General features: G+C 46.0%; 19 protein-coding genes and 1 other annotated feature. Of the genes, 9 read left to right on the forward strand and 10 right to left on the reverse strand.

Annotation, left to right across the window (positions count from 1 at the left end):
- Nucleotides 1-278 precede the first annotated feature (278 nt).
- The 3 genes from BUB28_RS01345 (at nucleotide 279) to BUB28_RS01355 (ending at nucleotide 3,692) form a co-directional block, all read left to right on the forward strand.
- Nucleotides 279-1,097: a helix-turn-helix domain-containing protein gene (locus BUB28_RS01345; RefSeq protein WP_072947958.1), complete on the forward strand. Its 819-nt coding sequence runs from the start codon at nucleotides 279-281 to the stop codon at nucleotides 1,095-1,097.
- A 106-nt stretch (nucleotides 1,098-1,203) separates the two neighbouring features.
- Nucleotides 1,204-1,500 carry a DUF6110 family protein gene (locus BUB28_RS01350; protein WP_072947959.1) on the forward strand — a complete coding sequence of 99 codons (297 nt, stop codon included), beginning with the start codon at nucleotides 1,204-1,206 and terminating at the stop codon, nucleotides 1,498-1,500.
- Nucleotides 1,501-1,625: 125 nt separating this feature from the next.
- Nucleotides 1,626-3,692, forward strand: a complete 2,067-nt coding sequence (locus BUB28_RS01355) for a heavy metal translocating P-type ATPase (RefSeq protein WP_072947961.1) — start codon at nucleotides 1,626-1,628, stop codon at nucleotides 3,690-3,692.
- Nucleotides 3,693-3,807: 115 nt separating this feature from the next.
- On the opposite strand, the gene BUB28_RS01360 is transcribed toward BUB28_RS01355, so the two are convergent.
- Nucleotides 3,808-4,551, reverse strand: a complete 744-nt coding sequence (locus tag BUB28_RS01360) for a hypothetical protein (RefSeq protein ID WP_072947962.1) — start codon at nucleotides 4,549-4,551, stop codon at nucleotides 3,808-3,810.
- 347 nt (nucleotides 4,552-4,898) lie between these two features.
- Here BUB28_RS01360 and BUB28_RS01365 point away from each other — a divergent pair, with 347 nt between their 5' ends.
- Nucleotides 4,899-6,746, forward strand: coding sequence for a dockerin type I repeat-containing protein (locus BUB28_RS01365; RefSeq protein ID WP_072947964.1), 1,848 nt, complete (start codon nucleotides 4,899-4,901; stop codon nucleotides 6,744-6,746).
- A 163-nt stretch (nucleotides 6,747-6,909) separates the two neighbouring features.
- On the opposite strand, the gene BUB28_RS01370 is transcribed toward BUB28_RS01365, so the two are convergent.
- Nucleotides 6,910-8,286, reverse strand: a complete 1,377-nt coding sequence (locus BUB28_RS01370) for a TrpB-like pyridoxal phosphate-dependent enzyme (RefSeq protein ID WP_072947965.1) — start codon at nucleotides 8,284-8,286, stop codon at nucleotides 6,910-6,912.
- Nucleotides 8,287-8,372: 86 nt separating this feature from the next.
- Nucleotides 8,373-8,622: a binding site (T-box leader), on the reverse strand.
- Nucleotides 8,623-8,919: 297 nt separating this feature from the next.
- The gene (locus BUB28_RS01380; protein ID WP_024861164.1) at nucleotides 8,920-9,636 is read right to left on the reverse strand and encodes a helix-turn-helix domain-containing protein; all 717 of its coding nucleotides are present in this window, start codon (nucleotides 9,634-9,636) and stop codon (nucleotides 8,920-8,922) included.
- Between the two features lie 230 nt (nucleotides 9,637-9,866).
- Here BUB28_RS01380 and BUB28_RS01385 point away from each other — a divergent pair, with 230 nt between their 5' ends.
- The 5 genes from BUB28_RS01385 to BUB28_RS01405 all read left to right on the forward strand — a co-directional run bounded on the left by BUB28_RS01385 (nucleotide 9,867) and on the right by BUB28_RS01405 (nucleotide 15,085).
- The gene (locus tag BUB28_RS01385; protein ID WP_072947969.1) at nucleotides 9,867-10,505 is read left to right on the forward strand and encodes a histidine phosphatase family protein; all 639 of its coding nucleotides are present in this window, start codon (nucleotides 9,867-9,869) and stop codon (nucleotides 10,503-10,505) included.
- Between the two features lie 262 nt (nucleotides 10,506-10,767).
- Nucleotides 10,768-11,787, forward strand: coding sequence for a hypothetical protein (locus BUB28_RS01390; protein WP_139277488.1), 1,020 nt, complete (start codon nucleotides 10,768-10,770; stop codon nucleotides 11,785-11,787).
- Nucleotides 11,759-12,529 (forward strand): RluA family pseudouridine synthase, encoded by a 771-nt coding sequence (locus tag BUB28_RS01395; RefSeq protein ID WP_175547780.1) that lies wholly within the window; start codon nucleotides 11,759-11,761, stop codon nucleotides 12,527-12,529. The genes BUB28_RS01390 and BUB28_RS01395 overlap by 29 nt, the downstream gene beginning before the upstream one ends.
- Nucleotides 12,530-12,547: 18 nt before the next feature.
- Nucleotides 12,548-13,021: an S-ribosylhomocysteine lyase gene (locus BUB28_RS01400; protein ID WP_072947972.1), complete on the forward strand. Its 474-nt coding sequence runs from the start codon at nucleotides 12,548-12,550 to the stop codon at nucleotides 13,019-13,021.
- 153 nt (nucleotides 13,022-13,174) lie between these two features.
- Nucleotides 13,175-15,085: a peptidoglycan DD-metalloendopeptidase family protein gene (locus BUB28_RS01405; RefSeq protein WP_242939899.1), complete on the forward strand. Its 1,911-nt coding sequence runs from the start codon at nucleotides 13,175-13,177 to the stop codon at nucleotides 15,083-15,085.
- A 302-nt stretch (nucleotides 15,086-15,387) separates the two neighbouring features.
- Here the strand turns inward: BUB28_RS01405 and BUB28_RS01410 are convergent, their stop codons facing one another.
- The 7 genes from BUB28_RS01410 to BUB28_RS01440 all read right to left on the reverse strand — a co-directional run bounded on the left by BUB28_RS01410 (nucleotide 15,388) and on the right by BUB28_RS01440 (nucleotide 22,282).
- Entirely contained in the window at nucleotides 15,388-16,158 is a 771-nt protein-coding gene (locus tag BUB28_RS01410; RefSeq protein ID WP_072947974.1) for a type III pantothenate kinase, read from the reverse strand.
- A gap of 20 nt (nucleotides 16,159-16,178) precedes the next feature.
- The gene (locus BUB28_RS01415) at nucleotides 16,179-17,708 is read right to left on the reverse strand and encodes a sialate O-acetylesterase (protein WP_072947976.1); all 1,530 of its coding nucleotides are present in this window, start codon (nucleotides 17,706-17,708) and stop codon (nucleotides 16,179-16,181) included.
- A 96-nt stretch (nucleotides 17,709-17,804) separates the two neighbouring features.
- A complete protein-coding gene (locus BUB28_RS01420; protein ID WP_072947977.1) occupies nucleotides 17,805-18,749 on the reverse strand; it encodes a hypothetical protein in 945 nt (314 codons plus the stop codon).
- A gap of 140 nt (nucleotides 18,750-18,889) precedes the next feature.
- Nucleotides 18,890-19,936, reverse strand: coding sequence for a [FeFe] hydrogenase H-cluster radical SAM maturase HydE (gene hydE, locus BUB28_RS01425; RefSeq protein ID WP_072947979.1), 1,047 nt, complete (start codon nucleotides 19,934-19,936; stop codon nucleotides 18,890-18,892).
- A gap of 1 nt (nucleotide 19,937) precedes the next feature.
- Nucleotides 19,938-20,870 carry a quinolinate synthase NadA gene (gene nadA, locus BUB28_RS01430; protein WP_072947980.1) on the reverse strand — a complete coding sequence of 311 codons (933 nt, stop codon included), beginning with the start codon at nucleotides 20,868-20,870 and terminating at the stop codon, nucleotides 19,938-19,940.
- Between the two features lie 314 nt (nucleotides 20,871-21,184).
- Complete coding sequence (locus BUB28_RS01435; RefSeq protein ID WP_072947982.1) at nucleotides 21,185-21,562, reverse strand: RidA family protein; 378 nt, start codon at nucleotides 21,560-21,562, stop codon at nucleotides 21,185-21,187.
- Nucleotides 21,563-21,565: 3 nt separating this feature from the next.
- Nucleotides 21,566-22,282, reverse strand: coding sequence for a hypothetical protein (locus tag BUB28_RS01440; RefSeq protein WP_072947983.1), 717 nt, complete (start codon nucleotides 22,280-22,282; stop codon nucleotides 21,566-21,568).
- Nucleotides 22,283-22,409 lie beyond the last annotated feature (127 nt).

The following is a 22,409-nucleotide window of genomic DNA, read 5'->3' on the forward strand; positions in this document are numbered from 1 at the left end:
TATGCGGGGAATTCGCACATTTCCCCATAAATACGGAAGGAGCCTGCTATAATGATTTATCCATTGTTAGATTTATCTAACACTTTTGATTATATCACCGTTGCAATTGTATGTCAATTCACAAAAACAACATTTGTATATACTAACAAATATTTTGCTTTTAAAAATGTTAGATGTAGATAACTATACAGAAATCCCGCTTTTGTCTTGACACATATTCGCTAAAGTGATACTATTATTTTGTTATAAAATACTAACAAAGTATTGGCGGTGAGAGTGTGGCAGAATTCAGGATATTTCCCGATATAAGACTTATAGTCGGAAAAGCCGACAATATCGGCTTGGAAAACGGGATAGAGATAAGCTTTTGCAAAAGCGGCATCTGCGAATATGCTGTGGGAAACGAATACTACTATCTGACTGCTGAAAACTGCATTATTCTCAGACGCGGAGCAGACAGAGAAAGCCGTATTTCTTATTCGTCGGATTACTGCGGTATCAGTCTGCTGATAGACTCATGCTATAACGGCAAGGCGTTTGAAGAGCTTCTGGATATGTCCGATATACTGAGGAATATGCAGAGCTGTGAACAGTGCATATTCAGTGCGGACGATAATATAAAAAGGCTGTCCTCGGAGATATATGATACTTTCAGCACTTCCATGCTGAGAATAAAGGTGCTGGAGCTCCTTATGATAATGGGGGAGAAAAGGTGTACAGCAGGCGAAAAAAGCGAACGCATAAGAAAGATAGGCAGCTTTGTCTGCAAAAACCTGTGTGAGCATTACACTATCGCCAAGCTTTCGGAGATTTTTGCAATTGATCGGACTACGCTGAAGATACTTTTCAGACAGACCTTCGGCTGTCCTGTTTATACCTACGCGAAAAACAGGAAAATGTTTCGTGCAGCGGAGCTTCTCAGGGATACAGAGATGAAGATAATAGATATCGCCGAGGAAGTAGGCTACTGCAATGCAAGCAAGTTTTCCGGTGCGTTCCGTGATGTAATGGGGATAGCTCCGAAGACTTTCCAAATGGAGCGTAAAAATACAAGAAAATATAAAAACCGCACTATATCGGCGAAATTTGCTTATTAGTACGGTATACCAACTTTCAGCCTTTCGGAGCGGAAAGAGCTTGTTCTGTATGGTATTATTATTATAACGAAACCAAGTATTTCGACATTTTTACTGAGGTGATCTTATGAAATTCAATGATATCCCATGGAAAAAAGTAGGTCTGTTCGCAGGAGGAGTTCTTTTCGGCACAGCAGGTATCAGAGTACTTTCAAGCAAGGACGCTAAGAAGTGCTATACACACGCTACTGCTGCTGTTCTTCGTGCAAAGGAAAATGTCATGGAGACAGTAACTACAGTCCGTGAGAACTGCGATGATATCCTTTCCGACGCAAAGGAGATAAACGAGCAGAGAGCAGCCGAAGAAGAAGCTGCTGTTATCGCAGATCAGTGCGAGGAAATTGCAGACGCAAGTGAAGAATAAAACCGAAACAGACTGCTTTGAGGGTCTGTTAGCAGGGGGCGATGCCCACATCGCCCCACAGCTTTATGTTAAATTGACAGTCTATCAGGTCGCAGCGGCGACCTGTTTTTATAGGAGGACAAAATATGAAATGTAAGATAATGCATGAATCTAAAGGGCGTATGCGAGTACGCTTCTGCATAGACCGCATGACGCTGAAACAGGCTGATACTGCGGAGTATGCGCTGTCCGCAGTGGTCGGCGTGACGAGAGTGCAGGTATTTGACCGCACCTGCGATATCATTATTGCCTATACCTGTCCGAGAGAGAAAATAATCAGGAAGCTTTCTGCTTTTTCCTTTGATGACGAAAGAAACACAGCTCTTGTTCCCGAGCATACAGGCAGGGTGCTGAACAAGCAGTATGAGGAAAAGCTTGCGGCGGTAGTTATCAGGAGAGCCGTAAACAAGCTTATCCTGCCCATGCCTCTCCGCAGGATAATGGCTGTGGTAAAAGCCGCAAAGTACATATTTCGCGGGCTGAAATGCCTTTTGAAAGGCAGGCTCGAAGTATCTGTGCTTGATGCTACGGCAATAGGAGTATCGCTTCTCCGCAATGATTTCAAGACCGCCGGCTCTGTAATGTTCCTGCTGAATGTGGGTGATATACTCGATGAGTGGACTCATAGAAAGTCCATAGATGACCTTGCAAGGACTATGTCCCTCGGAGTTGAACAGGTATGGACGAAAACTGACGACGGACAGGAAGTCCTTATGCCTGTTAACGAGGTGCGCAGGGGCGATATGGTAGTTGTGAGAACGGGCTCGATGATACCTCTTGACGGCAAGGTGATTTCAGGCGATGCAATGGTCAATCAGGCTTCAATGACGGGCGAATCCGTGCCTGTACACAAGTCCGTGGGTGCGTATGTTTACGCAGGAACTGTTGTTGAGGACGGAGAGTGTACAATTAGTGTTGAAAATACCGCAGGCGGAGGCCGCTATGATCGTATCGTGAAGATGATAGAGGAGTCAGAGAAGATGAAATCTGCCGCAGAGGACAAGGCTTCTCACCTTGCGGATAAGCTTGTACCGTGGAGCTTGGGCGGAACACTCCTCACATGGCTGCTTATGAGAAACGTAACAAAGGCACTGTCTATACTTATGGTGGATTTCTCCTGTGCGCTGAAGCTTGCAATGCCGATATCGGTGCTGTCGGCGATGCGTGATTGCAGCCGTGCAGGCATCACCGTCAAGGGCGGACGCTTTATGGAAGCCATAGCCGAGGCTGACACCATAGTTTTTGACAAGACGGGAACACTGACACATTCTGCTCCGAAGGTTGCAAAGGTAATAACCTTTGACGGACGTGATGAGGACGAAATGCTGCGGCTTGCAGCCTGCCTTGAGGAGCATTATCCGCATTCGATAGCCAATGCGGTAGTTGCCGAGGCTGAAAAGCGCAGACTTGTTCACGAGGAATTCCATTCAAAGGTGGAATATGTTGTAGCACACGGTATTTCCAGTATGGTCGAAGGTGAGCGTGTACTTATCGGAAGTCATCATTTCATCATTGAAGACGAGCATTGCACCGAACCCGACGACGAGAGCTACAGAAAGCTCCCTGCGGAGTATTCTCACCTGTATCTTGCCATTGGCGGCGAGGTAGCGGCTGTTATATGCATTGAAGATCCTCTGCGTGAGGAGGCAGCCGACGTTATTGAAAAGCTGCACGAATACGGTATATCACGAGTAGTTATGATGACGGGTGACAACGAACGTACAGCACGGGCTGTTGCGGAAAAAGTTGGAGTTGACGAGTATCATGCCGAGGTACTCCCCGAGGATAAGGCAGCTTTCATACGCGCCGAGCATGAAGCAGGCAGAAAAGTGGTAATGATAGGCGACGGCGTCAACGATTCGCCTGCTCTCAGTGAAGCCGATGCAGGCATAGCTATCAGCACGGGAGCTGCTATTGCCCGAGAGATAGCGGATATTACCATATCTGCCGATGATCTGTATGTTCTTGTAGAGCTGAAACGTCTGAGCAACGCGCTTATGTCACGTATCGGCTGGAATTATCGCACTATCATTGGATTTAACGGCGGACTTATCGGCCTCGGAGTCCTTGGCGTATTACCGCTTGCTACCTCCGCGCTTATGCATAATGCTTCTACGCTGGCAATAGGTCTGAAGAGCATGACAGCTCTTTAAAAATATCGTATCATTCTTTATGACATAAAATGCCCTCCTCAGAGGATTCACACCTTTGCAGTGTGTTGCTCTAAGGGGGGCATTTATCATAAATTATCTTTCTGAGCCGTTATTCTTATCTTATGTTTTCTGTGCCGCCGTTTACGCTGAATGAGCTTGCCTTCCACAGTCCGCCGTCATTTACAGCCTTTACTGTAAGGTCGGAGATTCCGCCGTAATCGTCAAATTTTACTGTGATAGTGAATGAATTATCGGTAACATCTGTGACAACAGGCTCGCCGATGAATGAAAATCCTGCGCCTCTCGGTCTTCTGTTGAAATAGAGCACACCGTCAAATTCTTTGAAGAAAGGCTCCTGACCCTCATAAAGGTAGTTGTATCTGTTAAGAAGAGTACCGCAGATATTGTCTGTTACGTACTTCTTTACATCGTCTACCTTTGTGAAGCGGCTGTCGGTAACTTTCTCGTAAAATGTAGTGCCTTCTTCCTTTATATCGGTTGAGTCTGTTTCAAGGCTTCCGCCGCCTCCGCCGATAAGGTCGATATCGTTCAGAGCATTGAGGATAGCAGAAGCATCTGTGAGATGCTCGTTTGATGCGTCAGCATTGCTGCTTGCAGCTGTTGTTGCAGCAGCCTCTGTAGCATCAGCAGCGGCTTCTGTAGTAGTTGTTTCAGCTTCCTTAGCCTCGGTTGCAGTAGTAGTTTCTGTCTCGTCAGCAGCTGTTGTAGTTGCAGTTGTAACTGCTGTTGTAGTCTTTGACTCAGACTTGCTGTCAGATGGATCGCTCTTTCCGCATGAAGCAAATGTGCCGCATATCATTGCGGAAGCGATGATACACATAATGATCTTCTTTTTCATATTGTTTCCTCTTTCAATTTTATAAATCTTAATTGCTATATGTAATATGATATACATTTTTCGCGGATAATTCAAGGCTTAAAATCAACAAACTTTGGCTTATAATAAAAAGTTTTTAGTGTAATTAGCGAATAATTCGGCTTGCTATTGGTATATAAAATTAATATATATATATCAATTATATTCAGGAGCGTATTGATTTCAGGTCGGTGAAATGTTATGATAGAGGTGAGAGAAACGGAATGGGAGCGAAAAAAGTTTTTTCGCAAAAAGGGTGAGACAAATCCCGAAAAATTACGACTAAATAATAAGGAATGGAATTTTTCTGATGAAAAGGAGATGATCTTATGAAAAAGAGGATATTAGCGGCTGTAATTGCGGCTATGTGCATGACAAGCGTTGCCCCTGGGTATGCTTTTGCTGAAACTGCTCCTGCGGCAGATGTTGTATCGGCGGAAGAAAAGTACACATTTGAAATGGTGCAGAATATGACCGAGGACGAAATAAAGGCACTGTTTGCCGAGAAAGGCATGACAGAGAAAAAGGGCTATTCTGTATGGACTAAGAAAAAGGTCGCTGAGGTCGGCGATGAGCAGAAGATAGTTATTCTTCTGAAGCCCGATGCAAAATTCGTTACCGCTGACGGCAGGGAAATAGTCAACGAGTCCACAGAGATCATGGACATAGTAAAAAGTGACGATGATTTCCGTGAGCAGATGACTTATCTCACAGATGCTGTGGGACTGCCTAAGGATAAGGTGTATCTGGCAGGGGAATACGGCGAGATACACACCGAAGGAAATGATGAGGACGGTCGGGTGCGCAGAAGGTATTACAGGTTCCATATCAGCTATCTTTTTACTGAAAATGAAGAATTAGAGAATTCAGATATCAGAAACAAGATAACCGCAGACGCCTTGAATTATGTACAGCTCAGCTCATATTTTAACAGCATAGTTATCGAAAATCCTATATCATATAGTTCTGGTGACCCAACTGAGCTTAAAGGCACAAAGCAGATGACGCTTGCCGATGTAAAGGAGCTTGCCAAGAAGGGCGATGCACTTGACTGGTCAGACTTTGAGGAGTTCAAGGGCAGGGACGTTGGCTCGGGACTCTATATATGGCAGTTTGAACTGGAAAAAGGCTTTTTTATAAAAGTCGGCGGTGTGACTGATAAAAAGCCTGATTATATTGAGCTTTCACGTAAATACGGAAAGGGTATTGATATCCGCACAGAGGATATTGATGCATATTTAAAAGCACAAGAAGCTTATTATTTAACAGTCACGGTCTTAGGTGAAGTTAAACTTTTTACTACAGATTATACTTGTTGGTTAGTAAGAGATGATAACTCACTTTATCGTGAGTATAAGTTCTTGTCTCCGAATGATATCGGCAGTGATATTAATGTTGTTCCGGGAATGAAGCTTAAGGTTAATTATTCCGGAATTCTTGAAACTTTCCCCGGACAATTTGAAGACGTATATGAAGTTAATGTAGTTTCGGAAGATGCAGGATTGATAAAAGGCGATTCTAACTGCGATGGACAGGTGGATATGGCAGATGTTGTATTCATTATGCAGGCTCTTGCAAATCCCGACAGATACGGCGAAAAAGCAGAGGAATACACGGGTATCACTGAATTGGGCAAGCTTAACGGCGATATGAACGGCGACGGTCTGACTGTTGGTGATGCACTGGCGATACAGAAGAAGCTCCTCGGACTTGACGAAACTGAAACATTACTTGATATAACAAGAAAGAAGATATCGGATTTCATTGACGAAAGCAAGATAAATTTTACGGTAATTCCAAAGGAAAGAATACCTGAAAAATATGCCGATAAGTACGTATTCATAAACAAAAACTACTGCACTTCCAAAGAAAGGGATACATTTGATAAGTTCATACTGCAAAATGAGATAGACAAGGGGCTTATTAAATACATTACTTATGACCTTGATGACGACCATAAGGTCAATAAGATAGTGGAAAAGCTGTACTGGTACATTCTCGATAATGATATCAATGCATCTGTAAGCAGGTTTGCAGGCAGCAATGACCCGAAATTCGAGGATAAGGTGGTTATTTCGTACAATTGGCGCGAAGAAGATGTTAAGGAAAAGATAGATGCCTTCCTTGAAGAAAACAATGTTGACCCTGAGCTTGTAATAAGCGGTGGTCTTGAATAATTCTCAATAAAAAAGCTCCGCAAACGCGGAGCTTTTCCTTATGTAGGGGCTGATGCCCACATCAGCCTGTTAGTTTTATTGCGCTTGCGGGACGCCGAGGACGAGGCTGATGGCAAAAGGCTAACGGCTAAAAAAGGACTGCAAAAGCAGTCCTTTTTTATAATCAGCCCTCGATCTTAGGAAGATTTGCAATTGACTTTGCAATTTCCTCGTCAGTTGGGATATAGTCGCTCATTTTACCGTCATTGTATGCGCCGTAAGCGTACATATCAAAGTAGCCTGTACCTGTGAGACCAAAGAGGATAGTCTTTTCTTCGCCTGTCTCCTTGCACTTGAGTGCTTCGTCGATAGCAACGCGGATAGCGTGGCTGCTCTCAGGAGCAGGGAGGATACCCTCCACTCTTGCGAACATTTCAGCAGCCTCAAATACAGCTGTCTGCTCAACGGAAGTAGCCTCCATGAGACCCTGATCGTAGAGCTCTGAGAGTGTAGCGCTCATGCCGTGGTAACGGAGACCGCCTGCGTGGTTAGGTGAAGGCATGAAGCCGCTGCCGAGAGTATACATCTTCTGGAGTGGGCAAACCTTACCTGTGTCGCAGAAGTCGTAAGCGTAAGTACCTCTTGTAAGGCTCGGGCATGAAGCAGGCTCAACAGCGATGAAGCGGTAATCAGCTTCGCCGCGGAGCTTTTCGCCCATGAATGGTGAGATAAGTCCGCCGAGATTAGAACCGCCGCCTGCACAGCCGATGATGATATCAGGCTTGATGTTGTACTTGTCCATAGCAGCCTTAGCTTCGAGACCGATGATAGACTGGTGGAGGAGTACCTGTGCAAGAACGCTTCCGAGAACGTAGCGGTAGCCTTCCTTTGTTGTAGCAGCTTCAACAGCCTCAGAGATAGCACAGCCGAGGCTTCCGTTTGTGCCCGGGAATTCTTCGAGTATCTTCTTGCCAATCTCTGTGGTTGTGGAAGGCGAAGGAGTTACGTTTGCGCCGTATGTACGCATAACCTCGCGGCGGAAAGGCTTCTGCTCGTAGCTTACCTTTACCATGTATACGTTACAGTCAAGATCGAAGTATGCACAAGCCATAGAAAGAGCAGTACCCCACTGACCTGCACCTGTTTCTGTTGTAACGCCCTTGAGGCCCTGCTTCTTAGCGTAGTAAGCCTGAGCGATAGCGGAATTGAGCTTGTGGCTTCCGCTGGTGTTGTTACCTTCGAACTTGTAGTAGATCTTAGCAGGTGTCCCCAGCTTCTTTTCGAGGAAGTAAGCTCTTACGAGAGGAGATGGACGGAACATCTTGTAGAAGTCCTGTATCTCCTGCGGGATATCTACATAAGGTGTATTTTCGTCAAGCTCCTGCTTAGCGAGCTCTGTACAGAAAACGTGGCTGAGGTCCTCTAAAGTACATGGCTTGCCTGTTGCGGGATTGAGGAGGGGAGCAGGCTTCTTCTTCATATCAGCGCGTACATTGTACCACTGCTTTGGAAGCTCGTTTTCCTCCAGATAGATCTTATAAGGTATTTTTTCGTTTGACATAGCAATTCTCCTTTTCATTTTTTCAGATGTGACGTACTATGCCGAGACTTGAAATACAAAAAGCTCCTGTCCCAGCATTTGAATAATGCGGGGACAGAAGCGGTAATTCTTCTGCGGTGCCACCCTGCTTGACGCTAAGCGTCCACTCTGCACGTACATTGATACGTCGGTTTTGTTAACGCAGTCCCTCTGCGTCTTGCCTACACGGTACAGCAAAGCTGTACTTTCAGTTTGCCCTCGGAAGTCCATTCATACCGTATCCCCTGCCTGCTTTCACCTGCCGCAGACTCTCTGAAAGGTTCTCACGGAACTACTACTCTTCTTCATCGGTTTTATAACACAGTATGTTACTTATTAATCAAGATTATATCACAGCTTAAAGGCTTTGTCAAGTGGACTTGCAAAAATCCATTATAAAATTGCCATAATTACTGATAACATGACAAATATTGTCTGCTCATTGGCGTTTGTGCCTATATTGCGTGTAAAAAGCTGCCCGAAGGGAGAAGGTTCCGTCATAGGCGCAAATGCGCCCACAGGGTCTTAGCAGTCAGCTTATACGGGTTGACGCAGGCTAATTTTTGAAAAAGGTCTTTTCATTGCGGCAAAAAAATGGTATAATAAAATGTACGATCACTTTATATCGCTTCGGTACTTTGCACGGGTACGCGATATACTCTCCTCGCTTCGCTTGATGAGGTTGAGGAGCGATGACGAATACTGGGCATAATCCTTTTGCAGAGTTGCGGTGGTAACATAAAGGGTATCGAAATTGTCTACACAGTCGTTGCCGTCAAGGGCGATACCGCTGGACGCGGCTTTGATATTAGCTTCACTCATGGATACGATTGCATTTGCGCTGTCGTTTGCGATGACCTTGGGGATACGGAAAAGCTTCTGGTCGTTATGGGGGTTAGCGTTGTAAACGATACGGAAAAGCTTGTAGACAGAGAGCATAAGGTAGGAGGATACCTCCTTGATAAGGGTTATGCTGTTAGCCTTCTGAGCGAGGCTGAAGAGCAGACTGATAGAGTTGTTGATGATCCTTCTGTTGAAGTTGATGATCTCGGGTGAAGGCATCTTCATGCTGTTGTTTCCGTCATCATCGGGGATATCCTCGATAGTGATAGTTTTTCCCTCAGGCTCGGGAGTTCTTCCAAGAAGATAGTCACATGATACATTGTAATAATCAGCTATTTTTACAAGGAAATTGAGTCCGCATTCACGTATGCCCTTTTCATAGTGAGAGAGCAGTGCCTGTGATATACCGAGATCGGTAGCAGCCTGCTTCTGGCTTATATGTCTTTCCTTACGCTGTAAAGTGATTATTCTTGCAAAATCCGAATTCATTGAAATTCCTCCTAAATCTGATAAAAACGCTCTAAAAGCTGTTATTAATATTATAATACAAAATGTATAATTTGTAAATATGCAGAAGTATGAAAGAATTATAGAAAATTTATTGCTATTTTCGTGAATTTTACTAAGAGTTAAAAAAATGGGCAGTAAATTTGTGCATAATTATCCTATCTGTTATGCTTTCAAGCAGTACAGTTCAATATTAAATAAAGGAGACCACCATGAAAGGTTACAGGATAAGTATTATCCGTCACGGAATGACGGAGGCGAACGAAAAAGGTATTTATATCGGAAATACCGATATACCGCTCTCAGCCAAGGGAGCAGCCGACCTTGCAGCTAAAATGGACGAGTATGACTACCCTACAGTCCACAGGGTCTATTCCTCACCGCTGAAGCGCTGCACCGAGACTGCGGAGATATTGTTCCCCTATACTGAGCTCTGCACGGTAGACGACCTGAGAGAGCTTAATTTCGGCGAATTCGAGAACAAGACCATTGACGAGCTTGCAAAGCGTGAGGACTACAATAAATGGCTCCGCGGCGGCAAGGACAGCCGTCCGCCAAAGGGCGAAAGCCTTGAGGAACTGACAGCGCGTACCTATAAGGCTCTGCATTATATCATTATGGACATGATGGAGACAGGTCTTACTCACTGTGCTATGATAACTCACGGCGGCATCATCTCGAATATGCTCAGCTGCTTCGGCATACCTAAGTATGCGCCTTCGCAGATAACTGCCGAGGCAGGCGGCGGCTTTGATGTCATAGTAACGGCACAGATGTGGCTTAATTCGCAGGCGTTCGAGATACTGGGCTACTGCCCCTACGACAAGATACCCGACGACAGCGATTATTGAGCCGTTAGCCCTTAGCCCTTAGCCTGTAGGGGCGCACAGTGTGCGCCCGAGACAAGTATAAATGACATCTGTAGGGGCTGATGCCCACATCAGCCCGCCAACTGTGTAGGGGCTGGCATCCTCGACAGCCCGCCGAGAACATTGCAAGTATAAATGACACAATGTAGGGGCGGATATTATCCGCCCGAATGTTGAGAGTTAAGTGCCTGTAGTGAACACCGCTCGGCGTTTCGCAAATCATTAGCCTTTAGGGGCGCACATTGTGCGCCTGCCAGTCCTGAAAAAACGTGCAAATAACACATTATCCGCCCGCGAACTGAGACAGCCTGACAACGCGGAGCAAGGGTGCGCAATGAATAATCCGCGATATTCAGGCAATAATATCTGCAATACTATTTTCGGAGGCGCAGATATGAAGGTAAGGGAGCTTATCCGCTATTCAAAGGGGCTTCTTGCAGGCAGACGGGCAAGGACTATGATGATATGCATACTTCCGCTTGGGGCAGAGCTTTTCTTCCGCTCAGCGGAGGCAGCTGTGTACAGTCTTATGCTGTATTTCGGGGACTACGCTCCCATAAAGCTTTTCGGCGGTGACGAACCCTTGCAGCTGACCGTAGCTGCCGTAAGTACTTTGCTCAGGTGGGTGACTACAGCACCGCTGATGTATGCGGCGGCAATGCGGCTATACAGCATAACTGCGGAGAAGAACGAGCTGCGGCACAAGCCGTTTTCGCGGATATTACTGGGGAAATGCACGCTTAAACGCAGTATATCGGCAAAGCTCTGGACTAAGGTCATAGGGCTTTTGGCACTTGTCCCTGCGGTTGGCTTCGGCACAGGAGCTTATACTCTTCTCAGAGGCAGGCTTTACCCGAGAGAGGCGTTTCTCGCCATAAATGCGGTATTCCTGACGATAGTCTCACTGCTTATGTGGACAGCTTTAAAGCTTAGCTTTGCAGCCGTACCGTTCCTGCTGGTGAGATATCCGAAAATGACAGCCTTCCGCACAGTCGTGTACTCCATAGGCTTCATGCGTGGGAGAAAGAGGGTGCTGCTGCGGCTTTTGGCGGTATATCTGCCGCAGATGCTTACCATTGTGGGACTGCCCTACGGCGTTACAAAGCTGATGAACGCTTTTTCGCTGAGTATAGACATTTTTATCAAGGAGGACGAGTACCTTGAAGCACATAGAGCTGACAGTAGACATAGAAAAGCCAATGACTCTGGAAAACTTTCTGGTAGGGAAAAAAGGAGTGTCAAAGCGTCTGCTGACAAAGCTTAAACGTCAGGAGGGCGGTATTACGCGGAATGGCGTTACTATAAGGAGCATAGACATGGTATCGGCAGGGGACGTGATAGTTCTCAGCATGGAGGACGACAGCTTCCTCGAACCTAACGGCAGTCTTGAAGTGCCCATAGCCTTTGAGAATGATAGCCTTGTGGTGTTCAACAAGCTCAGCGGTATGCCTGTACACCCGTCCATACGGCATCAGGGGGATACTCTCGGCAATTACTTTGCCTACCGCTATCCCGAGCTGACTTTCCGCTCTGTGAACAGGCTCGACCGCGATACATCGGGGCTTTGCATAGTTGCAAAGGACGCTCTTGCGGCAAAGCTGTTGCAGGGGCACTGTAAAAAGGTGTATTATGCGGCAGTACACGGAGCTATTCCCGAAAACGGCACTATTGACGCGCCTATCGCAAGGGAGAGAGAGTCCATAATACTCCGCTGTGTCCGCGAGGACGGACAGCGAGCCGTTACCCATTATAAGCGGCTGAAAATGAATGAAAAGTATTCTCTTGCGGAGATAGATCTTGAAACAGGGCGCACTCACCAGATAAGGGTACATTTTGCTCATATCGGAGCTCCCCTTGCAGGCGACGATCTGTACGGCGGACTTCGTGATGATATATCAAGACAGGCTCTGCACTGCGGAAAGCTAAGCTTCTGCGATCCGCTTACAGGCGAGGCTGTGACAGTTTCCTCGGAGCTTCCCGAGGACATAAAAGCACTTTTTCACTAACTAAAAGGAGGAATATACATGGAAAAGATAGCAAGCTTTCAGGTAGACCACACAAAATTCAGCGTAGGAATGTACATATCAAGAATAGACGATGATATCGTTACATATGATGTCCGCATGGTCAAGCCAAACGGCGGAGTTTACCTCGAAACACCGTCGATGCACACTATCGAGCATCTTTTCGCCACATACGCAAGAAATTCTGAGTTTGGCAAGAACATCGTATACGTAGGACCTATGGGCTGCCGAACAGGCTTTTATCTGCTCACAAGAGGGCTTTCCCACCAAAATGCAATAAAGCTGGTTCGAGAGGCTTACACATTCATAAGGGACTATGAGGGCGAGATACCGGGCTGTACAGAGGTAGAGTGCGGAAACTACCGCGAGCATGATCTTGCATCTGCAAAGAATGACGTTGTGCCGCTTCTTGAAAAGCTTCAGGATTACACAGTAGAGATGCTTGATTATTCATGGCATTTTGATAAAAATTGAATGTAATTTTGTGCATAATAACAAAAAATCCCTCGGATACTTCTTTTCGGGGGATTTTTTTGTTGTATTATCGCATAAATTTGGTATAATAATATTTGTCGGACTTCAAATGGAAGTCTTATAAATAAGAAAGAAAGGAGATGCTGAAAGGAAATGGACGATAATAACGAGCTGTTCGGCGAAGAAAATACGGAACAGTTCAGCGATGAAGGCAGTGGTCTGTTCAACGAAGAAGTGACCGGGCAATTCGGTTACGAAGAAGCAGAGCCCTTCACCGAGGAGATATCCGCCGAAGAAAAAGCTGAAAAAGAGCGCAGATCAGCCATTCTTGCCGAAGCCTACAGGATAAATTCCCAGTACAGCAAAATGGACTTTTTCACAAGAGCAGGACATTTTACGGTAAAAGTCGGTGCGGCTGTTCTTATCGGCGTGATAGCAGGAATAAAATTCATAGCTTCCGAGCTTATCGACCTTGGCAAGGCAATACTGAAAGCACTCCTGTGGCTTTTAAGCGAGCTTATATCTCCGATGAAGAGCAGATTTGATCTGAACAAGAAGCTGCAAAAAAACGTCCGAAAAGCAAGAAAAGAGGACGAGACCGAGTACAAAAAGGCTCTTTTTAAATTCTGGGGCTCATATCTTTTTGGTGAGGACGGAGTTTTCTATACTGCCTTTAATTATATACTGCCCATACTTTCCATCGCGTTCCTTGTGGGAATAGTAAAATACGGCTCGGGACTTGAATACGGTCTCAGCGTTGAGTATAACGGCAGAGAGATAGGAATGATAACCGCAGAGGCGGATTTTGAAGAGGCTGAACGAGAGGTACAGCAGAGAATTGCCTACTCGGGAGCTGAGGAGAAGATCGACCTTTCGGCTAAGTATTCGTTAAGGATAATAAACGAGAATGATACCGTATATTCCGCAGCACAGCTCGCCAACGAGATGCTTACGGCTTCGGATCAGGCTTTGAAGGAAGCCTACGGCATATATATCGACGGAAAATTTATAGGAGCTGTTCAGAATAAGGACAAGGTGCAGGACGCTCTCAACGACAGGATACTTAATTTCCGCGTTGACGGTATAGTAAAGGATCTGGGATACAAAAACACTGTTGAGTATTCACACGGTATCTACCTTGCGAACAGCGTTATGACGGAAAAGGAAGCAATAGACCTGCTAACCTCTTCTAAGGACAAAAAAGCGGTATATATCGCACAGAGAGGAGATACGGCAGTATCTATCGCTCAGAAATACAACATGGAAACGGAAAAGCTTGAGGAGCTCAATCCTGGACTGTCAGGCAAGTGCCGCAAGGGAACTCTTGTAAACGTTATTGAAAAGGAAAGCTACCTGCCTATACAGTATGTCCGCGAGCTTGACCCTGTTACCTTCCTTGATTATGAATCCGTTGAGGTAGAAACAAGCTCCCTCAATGTGGGCGTAAGAGATGTTATAGTAAAGGGCAGACGAGGGGAAAAGGTCAGCCATGTTGAAGTAACATATGTAGACGGCAAGGAATATTCCCGAAAGACCATAAGCTCAAAGATAACCAAGGAGCCTGTGGTTGAAAAGATAGGAATAGGCGTATATGCTGCAAGACCGTCAAGTCCTGATACTATCCTCACGGGCTCGGGAGAATTCGGCTGGCCTGTTGACGGCGGATATATAAGCGACCATTTCGGCGGTGCAAGAAACCATAAGGGACTTGATATAGCGGCTGACGGCGGTACGGATATATATGCTGCTGCTGACGGCGAGGTAGTTTCCGCAGGCTGGAATACAGGCGGCTACGGATATTTCGTACAGCTTGGACATACGGACGAATATCAGACGGTATACGGTCATATGAGCATGGTGCTTGTAGACGAGGGACAGTATGTCTCACGCGGTCAGCTTATCGGCAAGGTAGGTACTACAGGCGATTCTACGGGAAACCACTGTCACTTTGAGGTGCGTCATCACGGAATATGTCTTAATCCTGAGCTGTTCCTGAATACTCTTAACAGTTTCAACGACGACAGGGACAAAAAGGATAAGGATAAAGAAAAGAAGAAAAACTGACAGAAAAAAGCCACAGCTTAAGCTGTGGCTTTTTTAGCCGTTAGTCGGATATGAAACAAAAACGAGACGATGAAAGCACCGTCTCGTTTTTCACACCTAAGGTGTATCTTTTTCAATAATCAATGGTTTCCCATTGAAAAAAGCCATTTTTTTGCCCCTTTATAGAAGGACTCGTGTATGATCGTCGGAACGCCGTCCGCCCCCAACTGTAGGGGACGGCGTCCTCGACGTCCCAAAAGTTTCGAAACACCTGCAAATCCCATAAATACTAACGGCTAAGGGCTAACGGCTAAAGGAACGCCTTACTTCTTATTCTTTCTGTAGATTATAGCAAGACCCTTGATGAGGAGGTTATTATCCAGGATTATCTTGCGCTTGCAAAGCGGTACAACGAGCTCGGAAAGACCGCCTGTAGCTACGGCTGTACACTTTTCGCCCAGTTCCTCCTCGATTCGGTCGATTATACCGTCGAGAGCGCTTGCATTTGAGTAAAGTATACCGCTTTTAAGGCAGTCGATAGTATTTGTACCTATAACGTGTGGCGGCACTTCAAAATTCACCTTAGGCAGCTGTGCAGTCCTTGCTGTAAGAGCGTCCGCAGCCACCTTCATGCCTGTGAGGATAAGTCCGCCGCGGTAATTCTTCTTGCTGTCAACAACTGAAAGAGTGGTAGCTGTACCCATATCAATTATGATAAGGGGAACAGGGTACTCATTTATAGCCGCAACAGCATCAACAGCCTGATCGCTGCCAAGCTGTGCAGGGTTGTCGATAAGGATATTAAGTCCTGTTTTCACTCCCGGACCTGCCAGCATCACATCAACGCCGAAAAGCTTGCGGATAGCCTCCTTTACGGTATTTGTGACCGAAGGAACGACTGACGACATAATAGCATCGTCAATATCCGAGACATTGAAGCTGTTCATTTCAAGGATAGTTCTGATAAGTACAGCGTATTCAGCGGCTGTAGCGTTATGGTTCGTGCTTATGCGCTCGAAAAGAACTACTTCGTCCTTTTCGTCAACACAGCCGAAAACAATATTTGTATTACCGATATCTACTGCTAAAAGCATAATGGTTCTCCTTTTTATATTTATTCCTGTTCTTCAAAGCGGTTAGTGCGGAATGGCGCGAGGGGGAGTCCGTTTACACCGAATAACGCAACATCTGCATAATTTGTCCACATAAAGCGGGCATTCTGCGGAGCGGGAACTTTATCGCTCCTCAGCTCTATATACGGGAGCTTTACCTTTGCCTCGGCAGGGTAATAAACTCCGTCAGCACCTGCGATCTCGAAGCCTCCGAGACAATTCTCGTTCTTTCCTCCCAGCCCCTTTTCGCAGTTCATAAGGTGTACGAGTATAGCATCGCCGATTATCTCGAAATTATCGTATAAAGGCGGCAGAGACATACTGTAGCCCATAAGCCCGTAGACCTCCGTCATAGCCTGCATATAAAGCCTGTGACCTACGGGAGCTTTATCCACAGGGTGGATATTGTTGAATTCTCCGCAGTCAAGACATACTGCAAGACCTGTATTCTTTACGGAAAGGTACACATTTTCCTGAGCCTCGCGTATATACGCCCAGCTCTTTGTATCGGGCACATCTTCATATCTGAACATAGGCAGCTGCACTATCATAAACGGGAGCTCCTTGTCCTTCCACGCATTGCGCCAGTTCTGTATGAGAGTTTTCAGCAGATACTCATAGGTATGCGGTCTGTGGTCATCGGACTCGCCCTGATACCAGAGTACGCCTGTGATAGTATATGGAGCTATCCTGCTTACCATAGTTTCGTAAAGTCCGCATGGGCGCATGGGATTTTTTATGCCCATAGGTCCGGGGTAGAGATTTTCGCCGCATTTTTCCACGACCTTATCCCATTTCATATCAGGGTCCTCGGCAAAGCAATCAGCCACTTTTTTATCCCATTCTGATTGTTTTATGAGGTATTCGTCATACTCGGCTATCATTTCCTCATCGGTCTTGCCGATGATGGCATTGTCGTAGTCGTCAAGATAAGGCTTGAAGCGGCTGTCATGTTCAAGGTATTCGCGCTGTATCCACGCAGAAGCGGATGTGCCGCCCCAGTTGCAGCCGATGATACCGACAGTAACTCCAAGACGGCTGCTGAGCTCTTTTGCGAAGTAATAGCCTACAGCCGACCACACAGAGGAATTTTCTGCGGAGGGCAGCTGCCAGCAGGACTCTTTTTCTGCCCGTTCAAGGTCATCGCCGACCATTGCGCATTTAGGCGTATAATAGTATCTCACGTTTTCGTTGCCGCACTGTGTAAGCTCCTTTATGCCGTTTTTATCGTTGTGGAGCTCATATTCCATATTTGACTGACCTCCTGCCAGCCAAACCTCGCCGATAGCTACGTTGCGGAATATCTTCTTTATAGCTCCGCAGCAAATTTCAAGAGTACAAGAGGTACATTCCTTGCGCGGCGGAAGAACAGCTTCCCACCTGCCGTTTTTAACGGTAGCCCTTGCATAGCATTCAAGCTCGGGGATAGATACTGTGATAACTTTTTCGTCAGTGTTGCAGGTGCCGAAAACGCGGATATTCCTGTTCCGCTGAAGCACCATGTTATCGCTGAAAACAGCGGCTGCTTTCATTAGTTTACTCCTGTTCGTTTTGTACTGCTCATAGAGACTATGGGCAGGCATATGGTTCATGTAGTAGATTTATGTCTCTATCGGGGTGAGATGTTATTATTTGAATACAAGTGCGCCTGAATTTTCGAGGGATTTAAGCAGAGTGAAGCGAGCCTCGTCACGACATTCGGGCTTTGCCATATAGTACATATAAGTTTCAAGCACATTTATAGGACTTGCAGTCCTTCCCTCAATTTTAAACTGCTCAAAGCCCATAGGCACGTATTTTTCCCAGATATCATCGGGAGAGATATGCGTACGCAGACCTCTTATCTCGAAAAGACCTCTCTGCGAGTAAGGGCAGTCACGGAAGTGATCGGGGTCATACTTTGAAGCGTCAAACGGTAAATTCGGGTACTTCTTTATATGCTCGTTGTAAGCTATCTGCTGAACGCCGATAGAGTGATAATGTGCTGAACGGCGCGGACAGTTCGGCTCACAGCAGGCATTTGAAAGGAACTCGATACGCGGTCTGTCCTCCATAGGTATCTGTTCGAGAAGCTCGAACCTGTTATTGAGGTCATAGTCCATAACGACTATGCTGTAATCCTTTTTCAGCTCGTCAAGAAGCCCTTCAATAGTGTTAAGGCGCTTGCAGGTAGAGCTTGTGAGCTTATAGTTCGGGAAGTTTCTGCGGATATAGTCCTCCAGTATAGGTGACATAACGATAGCTTCGTTGAGACCATTATTAGCCATATTCAGCACCATATTGCAGAACTGGTCGCTGAGATGCTTCTTTTCAAGAGCGGGATTTGTGAAGGTAAAGCGGAGAGGTATACCTCTGTCGTTGAAAGCCTTTATAACGGTCTTTACAAAGTTCTTGTCACAGACTCCGCCCTGAGTTCTGCCGCCGTTCCAAATTGAGGGCGGAAAAACGCCGTAGAATGAAGCTATTTCAACTCCCTCGCGGAAATATTCGGGATTGTGCTTCAGCATTTCCGCAAACATCAGGTTAAGCTTGAAATTGCCCGAAAAATCAGGCAGATGAAATCTTACTCGCATTATATTCTCCTTAAATCTTTATCAGTTGAGAGTTAGTATTATAGCCTTTAGCTCTTAGCCTTTAGCCTTTAGGGAAGCGGCGCTGCCGCTTTTTAGCGGGCGCACACTGTGCGCCCCTACATAGGGCTGATAGCTAACGGCTAACGGCTGAAATTAATGCAGTCTCCGCGCTCGGAAACAGTCTCATAGCCTGCGGAGCTTATACGTCTTTGCAGACAGCTCCTGCACTCTGCGGCTTCCTCGCCTGTGCATATCTTATTATCGTACAGGTCGTACTTCTTACGCACCTTTACAGGCGAAAGATTGGGCATTACTACGTTACAGCCCGTTTGCAGTCCCAGTTCTCTGCCGTTTGGAGCAATAGTTCCAAGTGCAGTAGTTGCAGGCAGGAGCACCTTCGGGAACATCAGTCTAAGTATGCCCAAAAGCCTCAGCGTCAGTTCAAGTGTGCCGCCTTTTTCTTCGGAAAACGGGGTATTATGATGAGGTATGAAAGGACCTATGCCTATCATCTGGGGCTGAAGCTCCTGTAAAAAGCGTAGGTCTGCTATTATATGCTCGGTAGTCTGGAATGGTGCGCCCACCATAAAGCCTGCGCCCACCTGATAGCCCAGCTCACGGAGCTCAAAGAGACATTCCTTGCGGTTCGCAAGGCTCATACCCTCGGGGTGGAGCTGCGAATACAGCTCCTCTGAGGCAGCCTCGTGGCGGAGCAGGTAGCGGTCTGCACCTGCCTCCTTCATGCGCTTGTAGCTCTCATAGGAGCGTTCTCCGAGAGAAAGAGTTACTGCGCAGTCGGGATATTTTGATTTTATTTCGGATATTACATCGCACATAAAGTCATCGGTAAATGTGCCGTCCTCGCCGCCCTGCATCACAAATGTGCGGAAGCCCAGTTCATAGCCGTTTTCGCAGCAGCTGAGTATATCCTCCCGTGAAAGGCGGTAGCGGTCCGCGTCCTTATTGCTGCGGCGGATACCGCAGTAAAGGCAGTCATTTCTGCAATAGCTGGACACCTCGATAAGTCCGCGTAGGAACACCTTTTTACCGTAGTGTTTCTGCCTTACTTCGTCAGCCCGCTGTTTGAGGAGCTTCGCAGCTTCCTCGTCATCTGTTTCGATAAGAGCTTTCAGCTCGCTGTCTGTAAGGTCGCCTGTGGTATAGAGTTTTTCAACAAGCTCTGTCATATCAGCCGCCCAGCCTTATCATTTCGTCTATACATTTTCTTGCCTTAGCGATAAGATCGTCGTCCATGAGTATCTCAAAAGCATCACCGTCACCGCCGCCGATACCGACAAGTGTATTATAAATATCGGGGAGAGTTGTGAGCTTCATGTTGTGACAGACAAGGTCACGGCTTACGGGATAGAATTTCTTGTCGGGGCAGTCATACTGCAAATGCTCCACGATAGAATTTTCCGTACCGATAATGAATTCCTTCTTGTCGGACTTCTTTGCAAAGTCCATGATACCTGTTGTAGAGCCTACATAATCGGCAAGCTCAACTACCTTAGGAGTACATTCGGGGTGTACGAGGAAAAGTGCGTCGGGGTGCTCTGCCTTTGCAGCGAGGACTTCCTTTGCAGTTATCCTTGCATGAGTCGGACAGCCGCCCTGAAGGAGCTTTATATCCTTTTCGGGGCACTGTTTCTTTATATAGTCTCCCAGATTGCAGTCGGGGATAAAGAGTATCTTATCTGTGTCAAGAGCCTTGACTATGCGGAGTGCGCTTGAAGATGTAACACATACGTCGCAGACTGTTTTCAGTGCGGCAGTAGTGTTGATATAGGCAACGACCATGCGGTCGGGCTCCTGTGCGCGTATCATGCTTATCATTTCAGCGTCCATCTGCTCAGCCATAGGGCAGCCTGCGTGCTTGTTTGAAAGGAATACTCGCTTCTGAGGAGAGAGCATTTTAGCGGTCTCAGCCATAAAGTGTACGCCGCAGAAAAGGATATTCTTGTTGCTTACACCCTTTGCGTCAACGCTGAGTTTGTAGCTGTCGCCGACGAAATCGGCTATTTCGCAGATCTCACGCGCCTGATAGCAGTGTGCGAGGATAGCGGTATCAGTCTCCTTTTTGAGTTTGAGTATTTTGTCCTGTAATTCACGAACATTCATAGTTTTACTTCCTTTCGTAAATCATAATTCAGTCTGCCGGATCATGATTTTAGCCGTTAGCTTTGCAGGGGCTGCCTTTGGCAGTCCGTCAATAAAAAATGTGATGAAAATATTTTGTTTGCGACAATGAACGCCGAGGCTCCTGCCTGAAGGCGTTCCCTGAATTCATCTTTCAACTTTATTTTATCAATTATACCACATATGATATAATATTTCAACCCTTGCAGTTATGGAGAATATCTATACAATTTCGGAGAATTGGCACAATGCAAAAAAATCCCTGCTCATAAGAGCAGGGAGAGAGATTATTCTTATTATAATTCGCTTTCTGCGATAACTTCAACTTCTACAAGAACTCCCTTTGGAAGAGTCTTTACAGCTACACAGCTTCTTGCAGGGAGAGATGTGAAGTATTTGCCATATATCTCGTTAAATGCGGCAAAATCGTTCATATCGGCAAGAAAGCAGGTAGTTTTTACAGCTCTTGCGAATGAAGAACCTGCTGTAGCGAGGACAGCTTCAAGATTTTTCATTACCTGTTCTGTCTGCTCCTCGATAGTTGTACCCTTAACGGTATTTGTAACAGGGTCGATAGCTATCTGACCGCTGGTATATACCATGCCGCTTGAAACTATTGCCTGTGAATACGGTCCTACTGCCGCAGGAGCCTTTTCTGTGTGTATCTTTATCATTGCTTATTCCTCCGTATCTTCGTCGCCGAATGTTATTTTGATATTGTCATCATCTTCATCGTCCCAGTCGAAGGACCAGTCGTCATCGTCATCGTCGCCCTTCAGGTCGAATGAGATGTATTCAGAGCACGTTTCATCTCCATTTGCTGTGAGATATATTTTGAAATCATTATAAGGAACGTCTTCATCATTGACAGTCATGTGCATTTCTTCATCAACGAAGTAAACAATGCCCTCATAGTCCTTATCTACGCATTTAGGTGTTGAAAATACGCCCTTTGCAGGCTTGCAGAAGCTCTTGAAGTCAAAGGTGCTGCCTTCAACGCTGTATATGTGTGAGCCTTCCTTTGTACCCTCGGGAATGAGCTTATAATCCTTGCCGCAGAAGTGTAGAATGCCGTCCTCGGAAATTGTCATGGGGTCATTTTTGAGAGTTTCCTCAAGCGCTTTCGGATCCAGCTCATCGGGATAATCTCCCCATAAGCCGTGACCGTTTTTCTTGTATTCGCCTGCGTATTCCTTGATATCAGGTGCGCTTGTATCTAATTTTATGTCATCATCTGACTTATCGGACTTTTTGCTGTCCTTCTTTTCGTCAGATGCTGTGGTCGTCTTTGCAGACTTGCTGTCCTTATCAGAGCCCTTGTCCTTGTCAGCTCCGCAGCCAACAAGTGTTAAAGCCATCATAAAAGCTGTAAATGTATATAATCCCTTTTTCATGTTTATCCTCCTTGAATTAAAAAGCTTTTGTTTGCTGTGGTATATGCATATGATAATATTTTTTTCGGGTTTTGTCAAGAGATAAAAGTTAAATCATTATCATAACCTATGCAATATATATGCTTTC

Source organism: Ruminococcus flavefaciens, assembly GCF_900143025.1.
GTDB classification, from domain to species: Bacteria; Bacillota; Clostridia; order Oscillospirales; family Ruminococcaceae; genus Ruminococcus; species Ruminococcus flavefaciens_I.